This is a genomic window from Paramesorhizobium endophyticum (genome assembly GCF_014640615.1).
Lineage (GTDB): Bacteria > Pseudomonadota > Alphaproteobacteria > Rhizobiales > Rhizobiaceae > Paramesorhizobium > Paramesorhizobium endophyticum.
In genome coordinates this window covers 18741-36315 of the sequence record NZ_BMHH01000020.1, presented here as the reverse complement: position 1 = coordinate 36315, position 17575 = coordinate 18741, and the positions used below count along the sequence as shown (strand labels likewise).

The 17575-nt window shown below is 62.0% G+C and carries 17 protein-coding genes; 10 read left to right on the top strand and 7 right to left on the bottom strand.

The window, feature by feature from the left end:
* The 5 genes from phnK to phnG are packed head-to-tail and all read right to left on the bottom strand — an operon-like array spanning position 1 to position 3815.
* Positions 1–774: a phosphonate C-P lyase system protein PhnK gene (phnK, locus tag IEX53_RS19140; RefSeq protein ID WP_188825786.1), complete on the bottom strand. Its 774-nt coding sequence runs from the start codon at positions 772–774 to the stop codon at positions 1–3.
* Complete coding sequence (locus IEX53_RS19135; RefSeq protein ID WP_188825785.1) at positions 771–1652, bottom strand: alpha-D-ribose 1-methylphosphonate 5-phosphate C-P-lyase PhnJ; 882 nt, start codon at positions 1650–1652, stop codon at positions 771–773. The genes phnK and IEX53_RS19135 overlap by 4 nt, the downstream gene beginning before the upstream one ends.
* Positions 1649–2755, bottom strand: a complete 1107-nt coding sequence (locus tag IEX53_RS19130) for a carbon-phosphorus lyase complex subunit (protein ID WP_188825784.1) — start codon at positions 2753–2755, stop codon at positions 1649–1651. Before IEX53_RS19130 ends, IEX53_RS19135 begins: the two co-directional genes overlap by 4 nt.
* 2 nt (positions 2756–2757) lie before the next feature.
* Complete coding sequence (gene phnH / locus IEX53_RS19125; protein ID WP_188825783.1) at positions 2758–3348, bottom strand: phosphonate C-P lyase system protein PhnH; 591 nt, start codon at positions 3346–3348, stop codon at positions 2758–2760.
* Positions 3348–3815 carry a phosphonate C-P lyase system protein PhnG gene (phnG, locus tag IEX53_RS19120; RefSeq protein ID WP_373288690.1) on the bottom strand — a complete coding sequence of 156 codons (468 nt, stop codon included), beginning with the start codon at positions 3813–3815 and terminating at the stop codon, positions 3348–3350. Before phnG ends, phnH begins: the two co-directional genes overlap by 1 nt.
* Positions 3816–3924: 109 nt before the next feature.
* Between phnG and phnF the strand changes: the two genes are divergently transcribed.
* From phnF to IEX53_RS19105, 3 genes are all read left to right on the top strand, one after another.
* Entirely contained in the window at positions 3925–4644 is a 720-nt protein-coding gene (gene phnF / locus IEX53_RS19115; protein WP_188825782.1) for a phosphonate metabolism transcriptional regulator PhnF, read from the top strand.
* Positions 4645–5277: 633 nt separating this feature from the next.
* Positions 5278–5766 carry a thiol-disulfide oxidoreductase DCC family protein gene (locus IEX53_RS19110; RefSeq protein ID WP_188825816.1) on the top strand — a complete coding sequence of 163 codons (489 nt, stop codon included), beginning with the start codon at positions 5278–5280 and terminating at the stop codon, positions 5764–5766.
* Positions 5763–7415 (top strand): saccharopine dehydrogenase family protein, encoded by a 1653-nt coding sequence (locus IEX53_RS19105; RefSeq protein WP_188825781.1) that lies wholly within the window; start codon positions 5763–5765, stop codon positions 7413–7415. The genes IEX53_RS19110 and IEX53_RS19105 overlap by 4 nt, the downstream gene beginning before the upstream one ends.
* A 17-nt stretch (positions 7416–7432) precedes the next feature.
* Here IEX53_RS19105 and IEX53_RS24300 read toward each other — a convergent pair whose 3' ends face one another.
* Together IEX53_RS24300 and IEX53_RS19100 are read right to left on the bottom strand one after the other, a co-directional pair.
* Positions 7433–7813: a hypothetical protein gene (locus tag IEX53_RS24300; protein WP_308429160.1), complete on the bottom strand. Its 381-nt coding sequence runs from the start codon at positions 7811–7813 to the stop codon at positions 7433–7435.
* The gene (locus IEX53_RS19100; protein ID WP_308429159.1) at positions 7699–8301 is read right to left on the bottom strand and encodes a diacylglycerol kinase family protein; all 603 of its coding nucleotides are present in this window, start codon (positions 8299–8301) and stop codon (positions 7699–7701) included. Before IEX53_RS19100 ends, IEX53_RS24300 begins: the two co-directional genes overlap by 115 nt.
* A gap of 452 nt (positions 8302–8753) precedes the next feature.
* Here IEX53_RS19100 and IEX53_RS19095 point away from each other — a divergent pair, with 452 nt between their 5' ends.
* The 7 genes from IEX53_RS19095 (at position 8754) to IEX53_RS19065 (ending at position 17421) form a co-directional block, all read left to right on the top strand.
* Positions 8754–9437: a FadR/GntR family transcriptional regulator gene (locus IEX53_RS19095; protein WP_188825780.1), complete on the top strand. Its 684-nt coding sequence runs from the start codon at positions 8754–8756 to the stop codon at positions 9435–9437.
* Between the two features lie 46 nt (positions 9438–9483).
* Entirely contained in the window at positions 9484–11010 is a 1527-nt protein-coding gene (locus IEX53_RS19090) for an ABC transporter substrate-binding protein (RefSeq protein WP_188825779.1), read from the top strand.
* Between the two features lie 69 nt (positions 11011–11079).
* Positions 11080–12027, top strand: a complete 948-nt coding sequence (locus IEX53_RS19085) for an ABC transporter permease (protein ID WP_188825778.1) — start codon at positions 11080–11082, stop codon at positions 12025–12027.
* On the top strand, positions 12024–12893 hold the full coding sequence (locus IEX53_RS19080) for an ABC transporter permease (RefSeq protein ID WP_188825777.1): 870 nt from the start codon (positions 12024–12026) through the stop codon (positions 12891–12893). The genes IEX53_RS19085 and IEX53_RS19080 overlap by 4 nt, the downstream gene beginning before the upstream one ends.
* An 18-nt stretch (positions 12894–12911) precedes the next feature.
* Complete coding sequence (locus IEX53_RS19075) at positions 12912–14714, top strand: gamma-glutamyltransferase family protein (protein ID WP_188825776.1); 1803 nt, start codon at positions 12912–12914, stop codon at positions 14712–14714.
* Position 14715: 1 nt separating this feature from the next.
* A complete protein-coding gene (locus IEX53_RS19070; RefSeq protein WP_188825775.1) occupies positions 14716–15564 on the top strand; it encodes a sulfite exporter TauE/SafE family protein in 849 nt (282 codons plus the stop codon).
* A gap of 21 nt (positions 15565–15585) precedes the next feature.
* The gene (locus tag IEX53_RS19065; protein ID WP_188825774.1) at positions 15586–17421 is read left to right on the top strand and encodes an ABC transporter ATP-binding protein; all 1836 of its coding nucleotides are present in this window, start codon (positions 15586–15588) and stop codon (positions 17419–17421) included.
* Positions 17422–17575: the final 154 nt, after the last annotated feature.

Here is a 17575-nt window from a genome sequence, read left to right as displayed (position 1 = left end):
TCAGGACTCCGGGATCGAGGCGACGAGAAGCTGGGTATAGGCGTGGCGGGGATCGTCCAGCACTCGGTCGGTAAGGCCCGTCTCGACAATGCGCCCGCTCTTCATCACGATGATGCGCTGCGACAGGAGCCGCGCGACGGCGAGGTCATGGGTGACGATGATGACGGCGAGGTTCATGTCCGTCACCAGCCCGCGCAGCAGGTCGAGCACCCGCGCCTGCACCGACACGTCGAGGCCGCCGGTCGGCTCGTCCATGAAGATAAGCCTGGGATGGGTGACAAGATTGCGCGCGATCTGCAGGCGCTGCCGCATGCCGCCGGAAAAGGCGACCGGCTGGTCGTCTATCCGCTCGGGGGAAATCTCCACCCGGGCGAGCCAATCCGCTGCCGTCCGGCGGATATTGCCATAGTGCCGCTCGCCCACCGCCATCAGCCGCTCGCCGACATTGGCGCCCGCCGAAACGCGCATGCGCAGGCCGTCGGCGGGGCTCTGGTGGACGAAGCCCCAGTCCGTGCGCATCAGGAAGCGGCGCTCCGCCTCCGAAAGCTCGGCGAGGTCGGAAAAGCGATTGTCCCGCATGCGGTAGCGGATCGAGCCGGACGAGCGTGGGAGCCGCCCGGAGACGCAGTTGAGAAGCGTCGTCTTGCCGGACCCGGATTCCCCGACGATGGCCACCACTTCTCCCGGCCAGACGTCGAACGAGACATCCGTGCAGCCGATGAAGGAACCGTAACGCCGTTCCAGATCGCGGACGGAAATGATCGGGTCGCTCATGCTACGTCCTCCTGCTGGATTTGTGGAAGGCCCGGACCGCTATGGCCTTCGGCCCGCCGCGTCTCGCAATGGTCGGTATCCGAGCAGACGAACATCCGTCCGCCGCGATCGTCGGTGACGACCTCATCGAGATAGACGCCGGTAGCGTTGCAGAGCGCGCAAGGCTGGCTGAAGCGCTGGATGGAGAATGGGTGGTCCTCGAAATCGAGGCTCACCACCTGGGTATAGGGCGGTAGCGCGTAGATGCGCTTTTCACGGCCCGCGCCGAAAAGCTGGAGCGCCGGGGAATTGTGCATTTTCGGATTGTCGAATTTCGGGATCGGCGACGGGTCCATTACATAGCGGCCCTCGACCTTGACCGGATAGGCATAGGTGGTGGCGATGTGCCCGTGCCGGGCGATGTCCTCGTAGAGCTTCACCTGGATAAGGCCGTATTCCTCCAGCCCATGCATCACGCGCGTTTCGGTCTCGCGCGGCTCCAGAAAGCGCAGCGGCTCGGGGATGGGGACCTGATAGACGAGGATCTGCCCCTCTTTAAGCGGCATCTCGGGGATGCGGTGCCGCGTCTGGATTACCGTCGCCTCCGCCGTCTTGGTTGTCGTTGCAACGCCGGCTGTCTTGGCGAAGAAAGCGCGGATCGAGACGGCGTTGGTGGTGTCGTCGGCGCCCTGGTCGATCACCTTCAGCACATCGTCGGGGCCGAGGATTGAGGCCGTCACCTGCACGCCGCCCGTGCCCCAGCCATAGGGCATCGGCATTTCGCGCGAGGCGAACGGTACCTGATAGCCGGGAATGGCGATTGCCTTCAAAATCGCGCGGCGGATCATGCGCTTGGTCTGCTCGTCGAGATAAGCGAAATTATAGGCCGGGAGCGTCATTGCGCCGCCTCCTTGATGTCCTGATCATCCTGTTGATGCGCCTGCTCGCTTTCCCGGCGAAGCTGGCGCAGAAGGTCGAGCTCGGCCTGGAAGTCCACGTAATGCGGCAGTTTCAGATGTTCGACGAAGCCGGTCGCCTCGACATTGTCGCAATGCGCCAGCACGAATTCCTCGTCCTGGGCCGGGGCCGTGCGCTGCTCGTCGAATTCATCGGCCCGGAGCGCCCGGTCAACGAGGCTCATCGCCATCGCCTTGCGCTCCGACTGGCCGAAGACGAGGCCATAGCCGCGAGTGAAGCGCGGGCCTGCGTCCTTCGATCCCGTGAATTGCGAGACCATCTGGCACTCGGTGACGCGGATCGCGCCGATGTTGACGGCAAAGCCCAGTTCCGGGCTATCGATCTCCACATCCACAAGGCCGATCCGCACCTCGCCGACGAAGGGATGCGTGCGGCCATAGCCGCGCTGCGTGGAATAGCCGAGCGACAGGAGGAAGCCCTCGTCGCCCCGCGCCAGCGCCTGCAGCCGCAAGTCCCGGCTGGCGGGAAAAGATACGGGATCGCGGGTCAAGTCACCGGGCTCGGAATCGGAAAATGTGTCCGGTTCGATCAATCCCTCGCTATCAAGAATATCCGTGACGCGAGGGACGTCGCTCTCCATGTCCGCCTCCCGCCGCGCGGGTTCTTCGACGGGCAGGTCATCGGCCATCGCCGGATCGATGAGGCGGTGTGTGTAGTCGAAGGTGGGGCCGAGCAATTGCCCGCCCGGAATATCCTTATAGGTGGCGGAAACCCGCCGCTCGATGCGCATGTCAGCCGTGTCGATGGGCCGGGACATGCCGAAGCGCGCCAATGTCGTGCGATAGGCCCGCAGGAGGAAGATCGCCTCGATCAGATCGCCGCGCGCCTGCCGCACCGCCATGGCAGCGAGTTCTGGATCGTAGAGCGACCCCTCGGCCATGACCCGATCCACGGCGAGCGAGAGCTGTTCCACGATCTGCTCCGGCGTCAGCGCCGGGACGGAGCGGTCGCCCCGCCGCCGGTCCGCCAGCAGCTTGTGCGCCTTGTCGATAGCGGCTTCACCGCCTTTTACCGCGACATACATGATTACACCTCGATCCTGACGGTGCGCGGCAGAGCGAGCGCCTGCCCGCCGCAGACGAGAACGACGTCGAAGCCGAGCGGATAGCGGCGCGCATTCTCCTGCATCGTCTCAATGAACCCTCCGGGAAGGCCGCGCGGCACGATGACCGCAATCTTCTCGATCCCCGGTCCGCGCAGGGTGAGCCTCTGGCCGCCGTCGAGCCCCGCGACGGGAAGCAGCAAGGTCGCCGAGCGATCGGGATATTCCGCCGTGCCGAGCGCGAAACGATCCCAACTGTCCAAATTGGACACTTCGCTCAGCATGACGAAGCTCGCAGCCGCCGCATCCGGCGTCGTCACAGCGCCCGTATGGAAAGACAGCCATTGGCTCGCCGCCGTGGAATCGTCCGCCTCGAGCCAGACGGGCGTATCGAAATCGGCGAGCGTCAGCAGGATCGCGGCTGCCGCGGCGGGGATGGGCGCGGGCGCTTGAGCGACATCGCTTAAGTTCGCAATTGTGCCGGGACGCGCGAAGGCATCCATGACGGCGCGGAACACCGCCTGCGAGGTAAAGACGGGATCGGCGAAGCCGCCCTCGAAGATTTCGGTCTGCATCAGTCCTCTCCCCGCACCATGGTGAAGAAATCCACCCGCGTCGCCGCCGTCTCCTCGGCGAGCTTCCGGCGCTCCGTCTCCAGCATTTCGATTGCCGGCGTCACGCAATCGCGCTCGACGACCGGCTCCCATTCCGGCACCTGCCGCAGGGCGTCGAGATGCGCGACGGCCTTCGCCTTCTCCGGATCGCGCCCCAGCACGATCGAATGGCCGACTTCGCCCGTCGCAAGCTTCACCGTCGCGCGGGTCACACTCGCCTCGCCTAGGTTGAACGGCGCGCCGCCTCCACCGACGCGGCCGCGCACCATGACAGCGCCGATCTCTGGTCCTCGCACGGGCAGGGCTTGCGGCGCGCTTGCCCTGATCCTCTCATAGCGCTCCTTCAGCGCCGCCGCCGGCATCGATGCCAGCGCATCGAGCGCCCGCTTGCGCTGGTCTTGCGCCATATTTGCGGATGATTTCATCATGCACTCCAATTTGTCTATTTGTATAGACAACTGATCTTTTTTGACTTATAGCGCGGAATCGATGACGGGTCGATGACAGCGCGAAAATTTTCCGAAAGAGCGTGAAACGATGAATGTGATGGATGATGGCATTTCGCGCTGGCGGCGGGTCGCGGACACCTTACGTGCCGCCATTGCCGAGGGGCGTTACGGCGACCGCCTGCCGCCGGAAATCGAGCTTGCCGGGGAATTCGGCGTCAACCGCCACACGGTCAGGCGGGCGATTTCAGCGCTGTCGGATGAAGGGGTTCTGCGGGCCGAGCGCGGGCGCGGCACCTTCATCAACGAAGTGCAGCCGCGCATTACCTATCCCATCGGCACACGGGCGCGCTTTTCGGAAAACATGATCAAACAGTCACTGGAATCGGCAGGGCGGCTGATCAATTCGCAGCGCGTCGCCGCCGACCGGACATTGGCCTCTCTGCTGGAGCTGAAACCTGGCGCGCCGCTCTTCAAACTGGAAAAGATGACCGTGGTGGACGGCGTGCCGGTCTCGCGCTCGACGGGTTATTTCCCCAGCGAACGGTTCCCCAACATTATCGCCGCCTATGCCGAGACCGGCTCCGTCACACAGTCCCTGAAGCAGCACGGCCTCAACGACTATCGCCGGCGCGAGACCCGGCTGACCGCCGAGAGAGTTTCACCCGCCGATGCCGAAGTGCTGCAGTGCTCCACAGATTCCATCGTCCTCGTCAGCAACGCCATCGATGTCGATCTCAACGACGTGCCCGTCCAATTCATTCGCACCCGCTTCCTGGCCGACAGGATCGAACTGGTGTTCAAGCCGTAAAAGGCGGGGAAATGGGGAAGCCTATGCCCCCGTTGGAATTCGCGGTCGCATGGCGAGCCGTCTTCCGGTTCGACCGAGAAATACACAACCTGTCGTTCGGCTGGATTTGTTATCGCGATATTCATTTTTGCGATGAGACTGGTTTATGCTGCCGGGCTGGTGCGCCGTACGCGCAATCCGGACAATGAACGGCAGGTGGTGGTGGCGTTGAGTTGAGCACCCAGGGGGGCGCCCTGAAGTCCCGGGCCGGCTGCCTTGGAGACGCATTAGTCGCTACGTCCGGGCAAAGTTTAGCGCAATTGAAAGAACTCAATCAGAACATCCGGGCGCTTCGTGACGCGATCTATACTCAGATCGACGGGTGAAGTCCGCCGGTCTGACCGGCCGGATTGGAATAACATCGCACCCCGTTTTGTCGAGGTGTATCTCGTTCCTGGCCCACACACGAAGCCCGCTTTCTCGCTCGGCCGTCTACTGGCTTTCTCTGAAGCTGTCTTTATCCCCCGCCATTCCGGGGGGAACCCTGTTCCATGGAAAGGCGTTGGGGGCGTAAGTATTCTGTTTCCAGCCATGTCTGCGGACAAATCCTGCCGGTTTGACCGGAAACCTCGCGGAGCGCATCGCGTGAAAACCATGCCGAAAGTTGAGCATGATGGGCAGGTTGCCCTCGTAGGAGCCAATCCACCTGTTGGGGGTTTTCACGCACCGGATGGATTAATGGTGTTTGATGGCTTTTGCGCCTTCTGCTCGGCTCAGGTGCAATTCGTTTTGCGAATCGACTGCGCGGGCGCCATTCGCTTCACCACCATACAGTCGCCCTATGGCCGGCTCCTCGCCGCACGCTTCGATATCGATCCCGACGATCCATCAACATTCCTCTTTTTCGACCACGGGCAGGCCCTTCAGGCGAGCGAAGCCGTGATTGCAATGCTTGGCCGTCTGCCTCCACCATTGCGATGGCTGCGGTTCATCCGCGTGGTCCCTCGGCCGATCCGGGATGCCGCCTATCGGTGGATCGCCCGCAACCGGTATCGCTTGTTCGGTAGACGCGCCGCCTGCATGGTGCCACCACCGCATGTGCGGGCCCGCTTCGTTGACGCGATACCGCCAGGCGAGCGATGACGAGGCGCGTTCTTCTGGTCGGCGCGACCGGCACTTTCGGCAGCCGTCTGGCAGCCATGCTATCCCGCCACACGCAGATCGAACTGATCCTGGCAGCGCGCCGCGTCGACGCGCTTCAATCACTGAGGGCATCGCTTCTCAAGAGTGGGGCTGCCGCTCGCATTCTGGTCCAGCCTTTTGACAGGTCGCGCCCGGAAGGACTGATCGAAACGTCGCCCTGGCTGGTTGTCGACGCCGCGGGACCATTTCAGGGTAGCGATTATCGCCTGGCGCTCGCGGCTGTGCGGCAAGGCGCGCATTACATCGATCTGGCGGATGCCCGCGACTACGTGGCCGGCTTTGCCGACGCGCTGGACGAAGCAGCGAGGCGGGCAGGTGTGCTGGCTGTCACCGCCGCCAGCACCATACCCGCCCTGTCTCATGCAGTACTCGCGGAGCTCGTGAAAGATTGGCGGCAGATCGATGACGTCATGGTTGCACTTTCGCCCGGTGCTCGCACGACGCGCGGCCCGTCGATCGTGAAGGCGCTTCTGTCCTATGTGGGGCGGCCCGTGCGTGTTCTGCGCGTCGGCGGCTGGACAACCGTGCCCGGCTGGTCCGGCCTTCGCGCGATCCACATCCCCGGCCTCGGCAAACGGCTCGTCTCGATCTGCGAAACTCCTGATCTCGATCTCCTGCCCATGCGCTTTCCCATTCGCCGCGAAGCACTGTTCATGGCCGGGCATGAGATCATGCCCGTGCATCTCGGCCTGACCCTGCTCAGCCTCCCGGTTCGCTGGGGGATTGTCCGCTCCCTAAGGCGATTTGCTGGGCTGCTGCACACCGCCGCGGACGCGACGGCGGGTTTCGGCTCCGATCGTGGCGGCATGATCGTAGAGGCCTCGGGCCGGGATGACATGGATCGCCCTTTCCGCGCACGTTGGGCATTATGGGCACAGGCCGGTGCGGGCCCCAACGTCCCTGCGGCGCCCGCTGCCGCGCTGGTCCGCTCGCTGCTGCTAGGCAAGGAGACAAGGCGCGGCGCGATGGTCTGTGCCGGCATACTGGAGCGCGGCGATATCCTGCATGAACTCGCCGAATTGCCGATCCACACACGGCTCGATCAGGGCTTACCTGAAAGCACTGTCCTTTTTGAGCGCCTGCTCGGCGAAAAGTGGATGCTGCTGCCCTCCTCCGTCAGGGCGGTGCATGGCGGTGGCCACATCACCGCATCCGGCCATGCGATTGCCCGGATCGGGGAAAACATGGCAGCCAGGTTACTGCGCCTGGTGTTGGGGCTGCCGCGAACCGGCAAGCATGAAGTCGAGGTGGTGCTGGAGCAAGACCACAGGGGTGAGAGATGGACACGCCGTTTTGGCAGCGCGCAATTTTCCTCCAACCTGACTGACGCCGGGGCGCTTGGGCTATTTGAAGAGCGTTTCGGCCTGCTGCGGTTCATTTTCGACCTTGAGCCGGCTTCTGGGGGCGTTGACTGGCAATTCTGTGGCTGGAAATTCGCCGGATTGCCGCTTCCAAAGCGGTTCGGGCCGCATATCAGAGCTGGCGCCTGGGAAGTGGACGGGTGCTACCGGTTCCGGGTCATTGTTGCCCACCCATGGACAGGACTGCTCTTTGCCTACCGCGGCGGTTTACCGGACATCCTGAGCTGAGCTGGTAGCCGGTCTGCTCACTTCACAAACACTGCAATTGCCTTCTCCTGAATGGTGAATCTCACCGGCGTTTGCGTCTTGAGCTCTCCATCCAAGTTGACCGGCATGGGCTTGCGCGTGCTTATGGTGAGTTCGCGCGTGGAAAAGGCGCGGACATCGTCCAATTGGCCGTGGGTTCCCCGGCGAAGGCGGGGAAGCAGCGCCAGTAACTTCCACCAGTGATTCACCTCCAGGCTAAACACATCGAGCATTCCGTCGAAGACGGTAGCGTCAGCGTGGACTTTCATACCGCCGCCGTAAAAGCGCCCATTTCCGACCGAGACTTGAAATGTTCGAAGGCCTTTGGTTTGTCCACCATGTTCGAGAACAGCGGTAAAAAGGTGTGATCCGGCAAGCAATCGTGCCGCAACAACCCGTAGCCCAGCTTCCCCCACCGCTTCTTCGCCTGTTGCGTCAGCGAGGCGGCGAGGTCCGCGCTGAAACCGACGCTCGCGACGTTTAAAAAGGGATGGCCATTGGCGTCGCCAAGATCGACCTGGGCTGTCTTTCCTCCGGCGATGATTTTAACCGCAGCTGGGAGATCGAACGGCAGGCCGACCGTACGCGCAAAATCATTAGCCGTGCCCAAAGGCAGGACGCCCAGCGGCAGCCCGGTGGCCAGCAGTCCTTTTGCAGCGGCATTGAGACTACCGTCACCTCCGCCAACGATGATCCGATCGACCTGTGCCGCCCTCTTTATGATCGCATCGGAGGGGGTCTCGCCGCTATCTTGCGGCAACTCGATGAATTCGACGCCCGCTTGGCGCAGCAAATCGCGCACTTTCGGCAGGCTTTCCCGTCCCTGCCGGGAATTCGGATTTACGAGAAGAAGTGCTGTGCCCGTCATGCATGGCTTCCATAAAGGAAATCGTGATTCGGTTGAATTAAGCCGTTCACAATATACATGGCTGCACCTCGAAAAGATGACGCTAATGCATATCCAGAAGCGTCCAAGAATGGATGGCAACCAGACGCCGCCTAGATATCTGCCAACCGAGAGTTCGCTCAGGCCCGCTGACCGAAGCTTCCACCTATCATCATTCTCATGGCGGCTTTGCGTTGGCGGGGCCGTACCAGTTGAACCATTCGACTATTGGTTCGCCATTATTCCAAAATTCATGCTTGAAACGAAATAAAAAGTGCCGTTTATAATGCCGACGGGAACAAAATGATAAGGCAGGAATGCCGGGGAAATTTCATGCAGCAGGACCATCATCCAGCTGGATCAAGCGCGGACCAATAAATTCAATGGTTCATGTCTTGTCATCCATGGAAGGCAGCGGGGAAATCGACGCTGCCTTGGAAAAATTGCGTTCGATGCTGGAAAGCCCTTCGGACGAGGCAAGCATCCGTCTGCCGCCCGAGCGGCAGCTGGCGGAGTTGCTGGGCGTCGGCCGTCGCACAGTCCGCCAGGCGCTTGACGTGCTCGAGGAAGAGGGATTGATCTGGCGCAAACAGGGCCAGGGCACCTTCGGCGGCCAGCCCGCGCCTCTCGTCGATATGGCGGCGAAGCGCCTTGCGGAACATACCAACCCGCTCGAAATCATGGATGTGCGGGTGGAAATCGAGCCCGCGCTGGCGCGCATGGCTGCCGCGCGCGCCACTCCTGCTCTGATCCAGCAACTGGAGCGCCTGGCGCTGAAAGCGGAGCAGTCGACGGATGCCGCTTCGTGGGAACGCTGGGATTCAGCCTTTCATGCCAGGATTGCCGAGGCCTCCGGCAGCCAGCTTTTCATCGCCATCATGGAAATGATCAATGGCATCCGCCAGAGCCCATCCTGGCGCCAGTTCCGCGCCCGGGTGCGGTCGAACGGACGTAATGCGCTCTCCGTCGAGCAGCACGCCGCCATTCTGGACGCGATCCGCAGGTTTCATCCGCTGGATGCCGAGGCCGCCATGCGCGCCCATGTGACTTCCTTGCGCGATGCGGTCATCGCCGAAATCGGGGGCGTGGCGAAAGCAAGTCCGCCCACGGAGGGGTAACTTTAAAGACAACCGCACTCTTCACAAAAACCAAAAGGGGAAAAAGATGAAGCGGATTTTGAGACATTTTGCCAATACCGGCCTTGCCGCCGCCGTCACGGCACTCTGCGCTGGGGTGACCCTGCCGGCCCTGGCGGCGGATTTACGCATCGGGCTTCAGGATGATGCCGATGTGCTGGATCCTCACCGCGCGCGCACCTTTGTCGGGCGCATCGTGTTCACCTCCCTTTGCGACAAGCTGTTCGACATCAACGAAAAGCTGGAGATCCAGCCGCAGCTTGCCGAAAGCTGGAAATGGTCCGATGACGGGAAAGTCCTGAGCGTCAAGCTGCGCAACAATGGCAAATTCCATGACGGCGCGACAATCACTGCCGCCGACGTGAAGGCCAATCTGGAACGGGCAAAAACCCTTCCCGAATCCCTGCGCAAGAGCGAAGTGGCCTCGATCGACAGCATCAAGGTGGTGGACGACACCAATCTTGAAATCCATCTCTTGAAGCCCGACGCTTCCCTCCTGTCGCAGCTTGCCGACCGGGCCGGCATGATCCTCTCGCCCAAGGCGTTCGCGAATGGTGATTTCGCCCAGAATCCGGTCTGTTCCGGACCTTACAAATTCGTGAGCCGCGTCCAGAACGACCGCATCGTCCTTGAAAAATTCAGCGATTACTGGGACACCGCGAATTACCATTTCGACAAGGTAACGTTCCTGCCGATTCAGGACACCACCGTGCGCCTCGCCAATCTGCAATCCGGCTCGCTCGATCTCATCGAGCGCGTCGCCTCCGCCGATATCGAGGCGGTGAAAAATGACAGCAAGCTCGCCTTCTATCCGGTGACGGGCACGGGCTATCAGGCGCTGACTTTCAACATGACCAAGGGCGATAAGGACAGCTTCCCCATCGGCCACGACAAGCGCGTGCGCCAGGCATTCGAGCTTTCCATCGACCGCAACGCGATCAATGAAGTCGTGGGTCAAGGGGTTTTCCAGCCGGCCCATCAGCCTTTCCCGCCCTCCAGCTTCGCTTATGACAAGAAGTTCGAGACCGTGACGCGCGACGTGGAAAAAGCGAAGGCTCTGCTCAAGGAAGCGGGGCTGGAGCGCGTCAAGTTCGAGATCGCCTATGGCAACAATTCCACCTCGCAGCAGGTCTACGAACTCATCCAAGCCATGGCGAGCGAAGCCGGTTTCGATATCTCGCTGCGCCCGACCGAATTCGCCGCCCTGCAAAGCGCGCTCAAGGAAAAGAGCTATGAAGTCGGACAAAGCGGCTGGTCGGGCCGCGCCGATCCCGATGGCAATATTCACCAGTTCGACACCTGCAAGGGAAATCTCAACGATGCGGGCTATTGCAACGAAAAGGTGGACGCGCTTTTGAATAAGGCCCGAGAGACCACCGATCAGGCGCAGCGCAAGGCGATCTATGACGAGGCGCAGGCGATCCTGCAGGACGAGCTGCCGATCGTCTATCTCTATTACCAGCCCTGGCCGTTCGCCGCGCGCGCGGATTTGAAGGGCTTCGTCGCCTATCCGGATGGAATGGTGCGCCTCAAGGGTGTTTCCATAACCAACTGACCGGCGCGAAGAGCGGAGGCGGCCTCCCCCGCCGCCTCCGACTGTTATCTCCAATAGGATTCCGCCCCCATGCTTGAACTCATCCTACGGCGCTGCGTCGTCGTATTGCCGACGCTGTTTCTGGTTTCGGTGCTGGTCTTCGGCATGCAGAAGCTGCTGCCGGGCGATCCGATCCTGGCGATGGCGGGTGAAGATCGCGACCCGCAGACGATTGCCTATCTTCAAGAGAAATACCGCCTGAACGATGCCGTCCCGGTGCAATATTTCGTGTGGCTGAAGCAGATATTGTCCGGCGATTTCGGCTTGTCTATCCGCACGGAAAAGCCGGTTCTCGATCTCATCGCCCAGAAGCTCCCGGTGACGATCCAGCTCGCTGCCTTCGCCATGGTTGTGGCGCTCTTGATCGGTGTGCCGGCAGGTATCATCTCGGCCGTACGCAAGGGGACGCTCACCGATTACACCATCAATGTCGCAGCGCTCTCCGGGCTTTCCATCCCCAATTTCTGGCTCGGCATCCTCTTCATCCTCGTCGTCTCGGTGGAATGGCAGTTGCTGCCTTCGTCGGGCTACACCTCCCCGCTGGAGGACCCGTGGCAGAATATCCGCACCATGATCATGCCGGCCATCGTGCTGGGCACAGGACTTGCGGGCGTGCTGATGCGCCATACGCGGTCGGCCATGCTCGGCGTGCTCCGGTCCGATTATGTCCGCACCGCCCGCGCCAAGGGCCTCGATGAGCGGACCGTCATCTTGCGGCATGGCTTGCGCAATGCGCTGGTTCCGATCATCACGCTCGCCACGCTCCTCTTCGGAGAACTCCTCGCCGGAGCAGTTCTGACTGAGCAGATATTTACCATCCCCGGCTTCGGAAAACTCATTGTCGATGCGGTTTTCACCCGGGATTATGCGGTCGTGCAAGGTGTAGTGCTGTGCACGGCGATAGGCTTCATCCTCATGAACCTCCTTGCCGACATTCTCTATATTCTGGTCAACCCGCGCTTGAGGGATGCATCATGAGCGACGCCATCAGCATTCCTTCCAAAACCGGATGGCGCGGCAATCGAACCGTTCGCAAATTCCTGCGGAACCGTGCCGCAGTGCTCGGAGCCATTCTGGTCGGCTTCTTTGTGCTTCTGGCGATTTTCGCACCCTTCATCGCCACCGAAGATCCGTTCAAGACCAGCTTCACCGCACTGCGCAAACCGCCCTCGCTACAGCACTGGCTTGGAACCGATGAGCTCGGCCGCGATCTTTTCGCGCGCATGGCCTATGGCGCTCGCACATCGCTCCTTGCGGGCGCGGTTTCGGTGCTCATTGCCATCATTGTCGGGGTCCCATTCGGCATTGTCGCGGGCTATTTCGGCGGCTGGCTCGATAGCTCGATATCGCGTCTGGTCGATGCCGCGCTCGCCATCCCCTTCCTAATCCTCGCCATTGCCCTTGCCGCATTTCTTGGCCCGAGCCTCACCAACGCCATGATCGCCATAGGCCTCTCCGCCGCCCCGATCTTCGCCCGGCTCACGCGCAGCCAAGTCATGACGGTTCGGGCAGAAGAATATGTGGAAGGAGCCAAGGTGGTAGGACTGCGCCATCCGCGCATCATCTGGCGCTACATCCTGCCGAATTCGCTCTCACCGATCATCGTGCAGGCGACGCTGACCATCGCCGCGGCCATTATCGCCGAAGCGAGCCTTTCCTTCCTCGGCCTCGGGCAGCAGCCGCCCAATCCCTCCTGGGGCTCGATGCTGAATACGGCGAAGAACTTCATTTCCCAGGCTCCCTGGATGTCGATCTGGCCGGGCGCCGCCATCTTTCTGGTGGTGCTGGGGTTCAACCTTCTGGGCGATGGCCTGCGCGACGCTATCGATCCGCGCGAGACCTGATCTACAAAGGAACAATCCATGAGCATGTTCACTACTCGCCCGGAAATTCTGGGCACCTTCGGCGTCGTAACATCCACCCATTGGCTCGCCTCTGCCGCCGGCATGGCCATGCTGGAGCGAGGCGGCAATGCCTTCGACGCCGCTGTCGCGGCGGGTTTCGTTTTGCAGGTCGTGGAGCCGCATCTGGTCGGGCCATCGGGTGAAGTGCCGATCATTTTCCATTCCGCACGCACGGGCAAAACCGAAGTGCTTTGCGGTCAGGGCGTGACGCCGGAAGCGGCGACCATCGAGCGCTATAAAAGCGAGGGCCTTGATCTCGTCCCCGGATCCGGCCTGCTGGCGACGGTCGTGCCCGGCGCCTTCGACGCATGGATGCTGATGCTGCGCGACCATGGCACGCTGAGCCTGCGTGACGTGATGGAACCCGCGATCTCCTATGCGCGCCATGGCCACCCGCTGCTGCCGCGCGTCGCCAACACCATCCGCGATCAGGCGGCTTTCTTCGAGAAGGAATGGCCGACATCCTACGCCTTATGGGCGCGCGGAGGCAATCTGCCCGCGGCCCACGAGCTGTTCGTCAACGAGGCGCTTGCCGACACCTATCAGCGGATCGTCGATGAAGCGGAAGCCGAGTCAGGCACGCGCGAAACGAAGATCGACCGCGCGCGCGACGCCTTCTACCGCGGCTTTGTCGCTGACAGTATCGACCGCTTCTGCCGTGAGACCGAGGCGATGGACACGAGCGGCAAGCGGCACAGGGGGCTACTTACCGCCGACGACATGGCGCGCTGGAGCGCCAGCTATGAAGCGCCGCTGACCTATGATTATCACGGCTGGACGGTGGCGAAGACCGGCCCGTGGGGACAGGGACCGGCCTTCCTGCAAACGCTGGCGCTGCTGAAAGACATGGACCTCGCCGCCATGGATACGGTGGGGCCGGATTTCATCCACACCACCATCGAGGCGATGAAGCTCGCCTTCGCAGATCGCGAGGTCTATTACGGCGACCCGAATTTCGTGACTGTGCCGATGGAGCACCTGCTGTCCGAAAGCTACAATATTGAGCGCCGCAAGCTCATCGGCGACGCCGCCTCCCCAATTCTCAATCCGGGGCTGGTTCCCGGCTATGAAGCGCAGCGCGAACGCGCCATCGCCCAGTTCCGCTATACCGGCGCGCATAAGCAGGAGGGCACAGGCGCGGGTGAGCCGACCATGGCGCATCTGCGTACCGAAAAGCGCGGCGACACGGTGCATATCGATGTCATCGACCGTTTCGGCAATATGGTCTCGGCCACGCCCTCCGGCGGCTGGCTGCAATCCTCGCCGATCATCCCGGAACTGGGTTTCTGCCTCAACACGCGGGCGCAGATGTTCTGGCTGGAGGAAGGTTTGCCCTCGAGCCTTGCGCCGCGCAAGCGCCCGCGCACGACGCTGACGCCGTCGCTCGCTCTCCATCACGGCAAGCCGCGCATGGTCTTCGGCACGCCGGGCGGCGACCAGCAGGACCAATGGCAGATGCTTCTGTTCCTGCGCCGTGTGCATCACGGCCTCAATCTGCAGGAAAGCATTGACCTGCCGCTGTTTCATACCATGCATTTCCCCTCGTCCTTCTATCCGCGCGAGGCGATCCTGAAGCGGCTCGTGATCGAGCGGAGTATCGGTATGCCGGTCATCGAAGAATTGAGGAAACGCGGCCATGACGTCGAGGTAGTCGATGAATGGACCGTGGGCCGCCTGACGGCGGCGGAGCGGACGGAGAACGGGCTGCTCAAAGCCGCCGCGACTCCGCGCCTCATGCAAGCCTATGCGGTCGGGCGCTGATATGGGACTCGATCTTTATGAGATGCTCTGGCTGGGTACCGGCCTCCTTGTCGCGGGCGGCGTGACCGGCATTCTGGCGGGGCTTTTCGGCGTCGGCGGCGGGACCGTGATCGTTCCCATCCTCTATGAGCTGTTCCGCTATATGGAGGTACCGGAGGAGGTGCGGATGCCGCTTTGCGTTGGCACGTCGCTCGCCATCATCATTCCTACCTCGATCCGCTCCTATCGCTCGCATCTGGCGCGCGGCGTTGTGGATGTTGGCCTGCTGCGGGTCTGGGCAGTTCCCGTGGTGATCGGCGTCCTCATTGGCAGCGTGATCGCCCGCTTCGCGCCAGAGGAAGTGTTCAAGACCGTCTTTGTAGCAGTGGCAGGCGTTTCCGCCATCCGCCTTCTCTTCGGCAAGGATGGCTGGCGGCTCGGCGATACCCTGCCCGGCAAGGCGGCGGTGCGCATTGTCGGCGTGGTGATCGGCGTGCTGTCGTCTCTCATGGGCATCGGCGGCGGGCAGCTTTCCAACCTGTTCATGACCTTCTACAACCGCCCCATCCATCAGGCCGTGGCGACATCATCCGGCCTGGGCGTCCTCATCTCCATTCCGGGCGCGCTCGGCTATATCTATGCGGGCTGGCCGCGCGCCGCCGAATTTCCCGATGTGGCGGCGCTGCAGCCGCCCATGGCGCTCGGTTACGTATCCCTGCTCGGCCTCATACTCTTCATCCCGACGAGCATAATGGCCGCGCCCTTCGGGGTGAGGCTCGCGCACAGCCTGTCGAAGCGGAAGCTGGAAGTCGCTTTCGGCCTGTTTCTTCTCTTCATCTGCCTGCGCTTTCTCGCCAGTTTCTTCGTGTAACCGGAAGGAAAAGGTCGTTCCATGCAAGACAAGCTGCTCTCCGTCCAGAACCTGCGTGTCTCCTTCCTGAGCGATGGGCGATGGACCACCGTCGTTCACGACATTTCCTTCGATATCGAGGCGGGGACGACCGTTGCGATCGTGGGGGAATCCGGTTCGGGCAAAAGCGTCACCTCCCTGGCCCTCATGCGCCTGCTCTCACCCGGCAGCAGCCGCATCGAGGGCGATATCCGCTTTGCCGGCAAATCGTTGAACGCGCTCGACGATTCCGGCATGAGGCAGATCCGCGGCAATGAGATCGCCATGATCTTCCAGGAGCCGATGACGTCGCTCAATCCGAGCCTCACCATCGGCTTCCAACTGGCGGAAGTGCTGATGACCCATCGCGGCATGGACAGGGGCGCGGCCGAGGCGGAAGCGGTGCGCCTGATGGAGCGCGTCCGCATCCCCTCCGCCGCCACTCGCATCCACGATTATCCGCACCGTCTTTCGGGCGGCATGCGCCAGCGGGTGATGATCGCGATGGCGCTCGCCTGCCGGCCGAAGCTGCTGATCGCAGACGAGCCGACGACCGCACTCGACGTCACCATCCAGGCGCAGATTCTCGACCTCATCCGCGAGTTGCAGCAGGAAGAGGGCATGGCGGTCCTCTTCATCACCCATGATATGGGCGTAGTGGCCGAAATCGCCGACCGGACCATCGTCATGCTGCATGGCCGCATCGTCGAAAGCGGAACGACCGGCGACATCTTCGGTGCGCCCCAACATCCCTATACGCGCGCCCTGCTGGCGGCGGTTCCCAAGCTCGGTTCGATGCAGGGCGAGGCGCAGCCCAGGAAATTCATCGAGATCAATCGCGCCACCGGCTTGCCGGCAAGCGCAAAAGACAATGGAGATATCTCACCTCCCCCTTCGGGCAGCGCGCGGCCGGTGCTCGAGGTGAAGGATCTGCGCAAATATTTCGACATCCGCAAAGGCCTTTTGCGCCGCGTGATCGGGCGAGTCCATGCGGTGGAAAATGTCTCGTTCAGCATCGCCCCCGGCGAAACGCTGGCGCTGGTCGGCGAATCCGGATGCGGAAAATCCACGACCGGGCGGACGATCATGCGCCTCAGCGACCCGACATCGGGCGAAATCCGCCTCAATGGCGAGGATATCCTTTCCTTAAGCTCCTCCGGCTTCCGGGAGCGCCGCCGCGATATTCAGCTTATCTTCCAGGATCCATTCGCAAGCCTCAATCCGAGCATGAAAGTGGGCGAGACGATTGCCGAGCCTGTCATCGCCCACGGCCTCGGCAGCCGGGCGGAAGCGCGGGAGCGGGTTGGCGAATTGCTGCGTCAAGTGGGCCTTGGCCCCGATATTTCAAACCGTTATCCGCATGAGTTTTCCGGCGGCCAGCGCCAGCGCATCTCGATTGCCCGCGCGCTCTCGCTGCGCCCGAAACTAATTGTGGCCGACGAGGCGGTTTCTGCGCTCGACGTGTCGATCAAGGCGCAGGTGGTCAACCTCATGCTCGACCTGCAACGAGAGATGGGCCTGTCCTACCTGTTCATCAGCCATGACATGGCCGTGGTCGAGCGGATCAGCCACCGCGTCGCCGTCATGTATCTGGGCGAGATCGTCGAGATCGGCCCCCGCGCCGCCATTTTCGGCAATCCGCAGCATCCTTATACCAAACGCCTCCTGTCGGCAGTTCCGGTTCCCGACCCCTCCCGCCGCGACCAGCGCCCCGTCCTGAAAGTCAGCGAGCTGAAAAGTCCCATCCATCCCGCGGATTATCAACCCGAAATACGTTCTTATCGGCAGGCCGGAGAGGGGCATATGGTGCAGGAATTGGGAGTTGAGTGGGCGAACTGATACCAAGCCCGTTCTCTCCTTGCTTCTGATCGGTCGGCAGCTTCCATTCCGGCTATAAAAATATCATTTGAAAGCGGCGCAAGCAGACGGCATGTGCTTTATCGCGGTCATGCTGGCCGAATAGTATTCGATGATATTTTGAGGATCGGAAAGA

Coding starts and splice junctions, on each gene's coding strand:
- phnK (WP_188825786.1), bottom strand. CDS start 774: ATGAGCGACCCGATCATTTCCGTCCGCGATCTGGAACGGCGTTACGGT.
- IEX53_RS19135 (WP_188825785.1), bottom strand. CDS start 1,652: ATGACGCTCCCGGCCTATAATTTCGCTTATCTCGACGAGCAGACCAAG.
- IEX53_RS19130 (WP_188825784.1), bottom strand. CDS start 2,755: ATGTATGTCGCGGTAAAAGGCGGTGAAGCCGCTATCGACAAGGCGCAC.
- phnH (WP_188825783.1), bottom strand. CDS start 3,348: ATGCAGACCGAAATCTTCGAGGGCGGCTTCGCCGATCCCGTCTTTACC.
- phnG (WP_373288690.1), bottom strand. CDS start 3,815: ATGATGAAATCATCCGCAAATATGGCGCAAGACCAGCGCAAGCGGGCG.
- phnF (WP_188825782.1), top strand. CDS start 3,925: ATGAATGTGATGGATGATGGCATTTCGCGCTGGCGGCGGGTCGCGGAC.
- IEX53_RS19110 (WP_188825816.1), top strand. CDS start 5,278: ATGCCGAAAGTTGAGCATGATGGGCAGGTTGCCCTCGTAGGAGCCAAT.
- IEX53_RS19105 (WP_188825781.1), top strand. CDS start 5,763: ATGACGAGGCGCGTTCTTCTGGTCGGCGCGACCGGCACTTTCGGCAGC.
- IEX53_RS19100 (WP_308429159.1), bottom strand. CDS start 8,301: ATGACGGGCACAGCACTTCTTCTCGTAAATCCGAATTCCCGGCAGGGA.
- IEX53_RS19090 (WP_188825779.1), top strand. CDS start 9,484: ATGAAGCGGATTTTGAGACATTTTGCCAATACCGGCCTTGCCGCCGCC.
- IEX53_RS19085 (WP_188825778.1), top strand. CDS start 11,080: ATGCTTGAACTCATCCTACGGCGCTGCGTCGTCGTATTGCCGACGCTG.
- IEX53_RS19080 (WP_188825777.1), top strand. CDS start 12,024: ATGAGCGACGCCATCAGCATTCCTTCCAAAACCGGATGGCGCGGCAAT.
- IEX53_RS19075 (WP_188825776.1), top strand. CDS start 12,912: ATGAGCATGTTCACTACTCGCCCGGAAATTCTGGGCACCTTCGGCGTC.
- IEX53_RS19070 (WP_188825775.1), top strand. CDS start 14,716: ATGGGACTCGATCTTTATGAGATGCTCTGGCTGGGTACCGGCCTCCTT.
- IEX53_RS19065 (WP_188825774.1), top strand. CDS start 15,586: ATGCAAGACAAGCTGCTCTCCGTCCAGAACCTGCGTGTCTCCTTCCTG.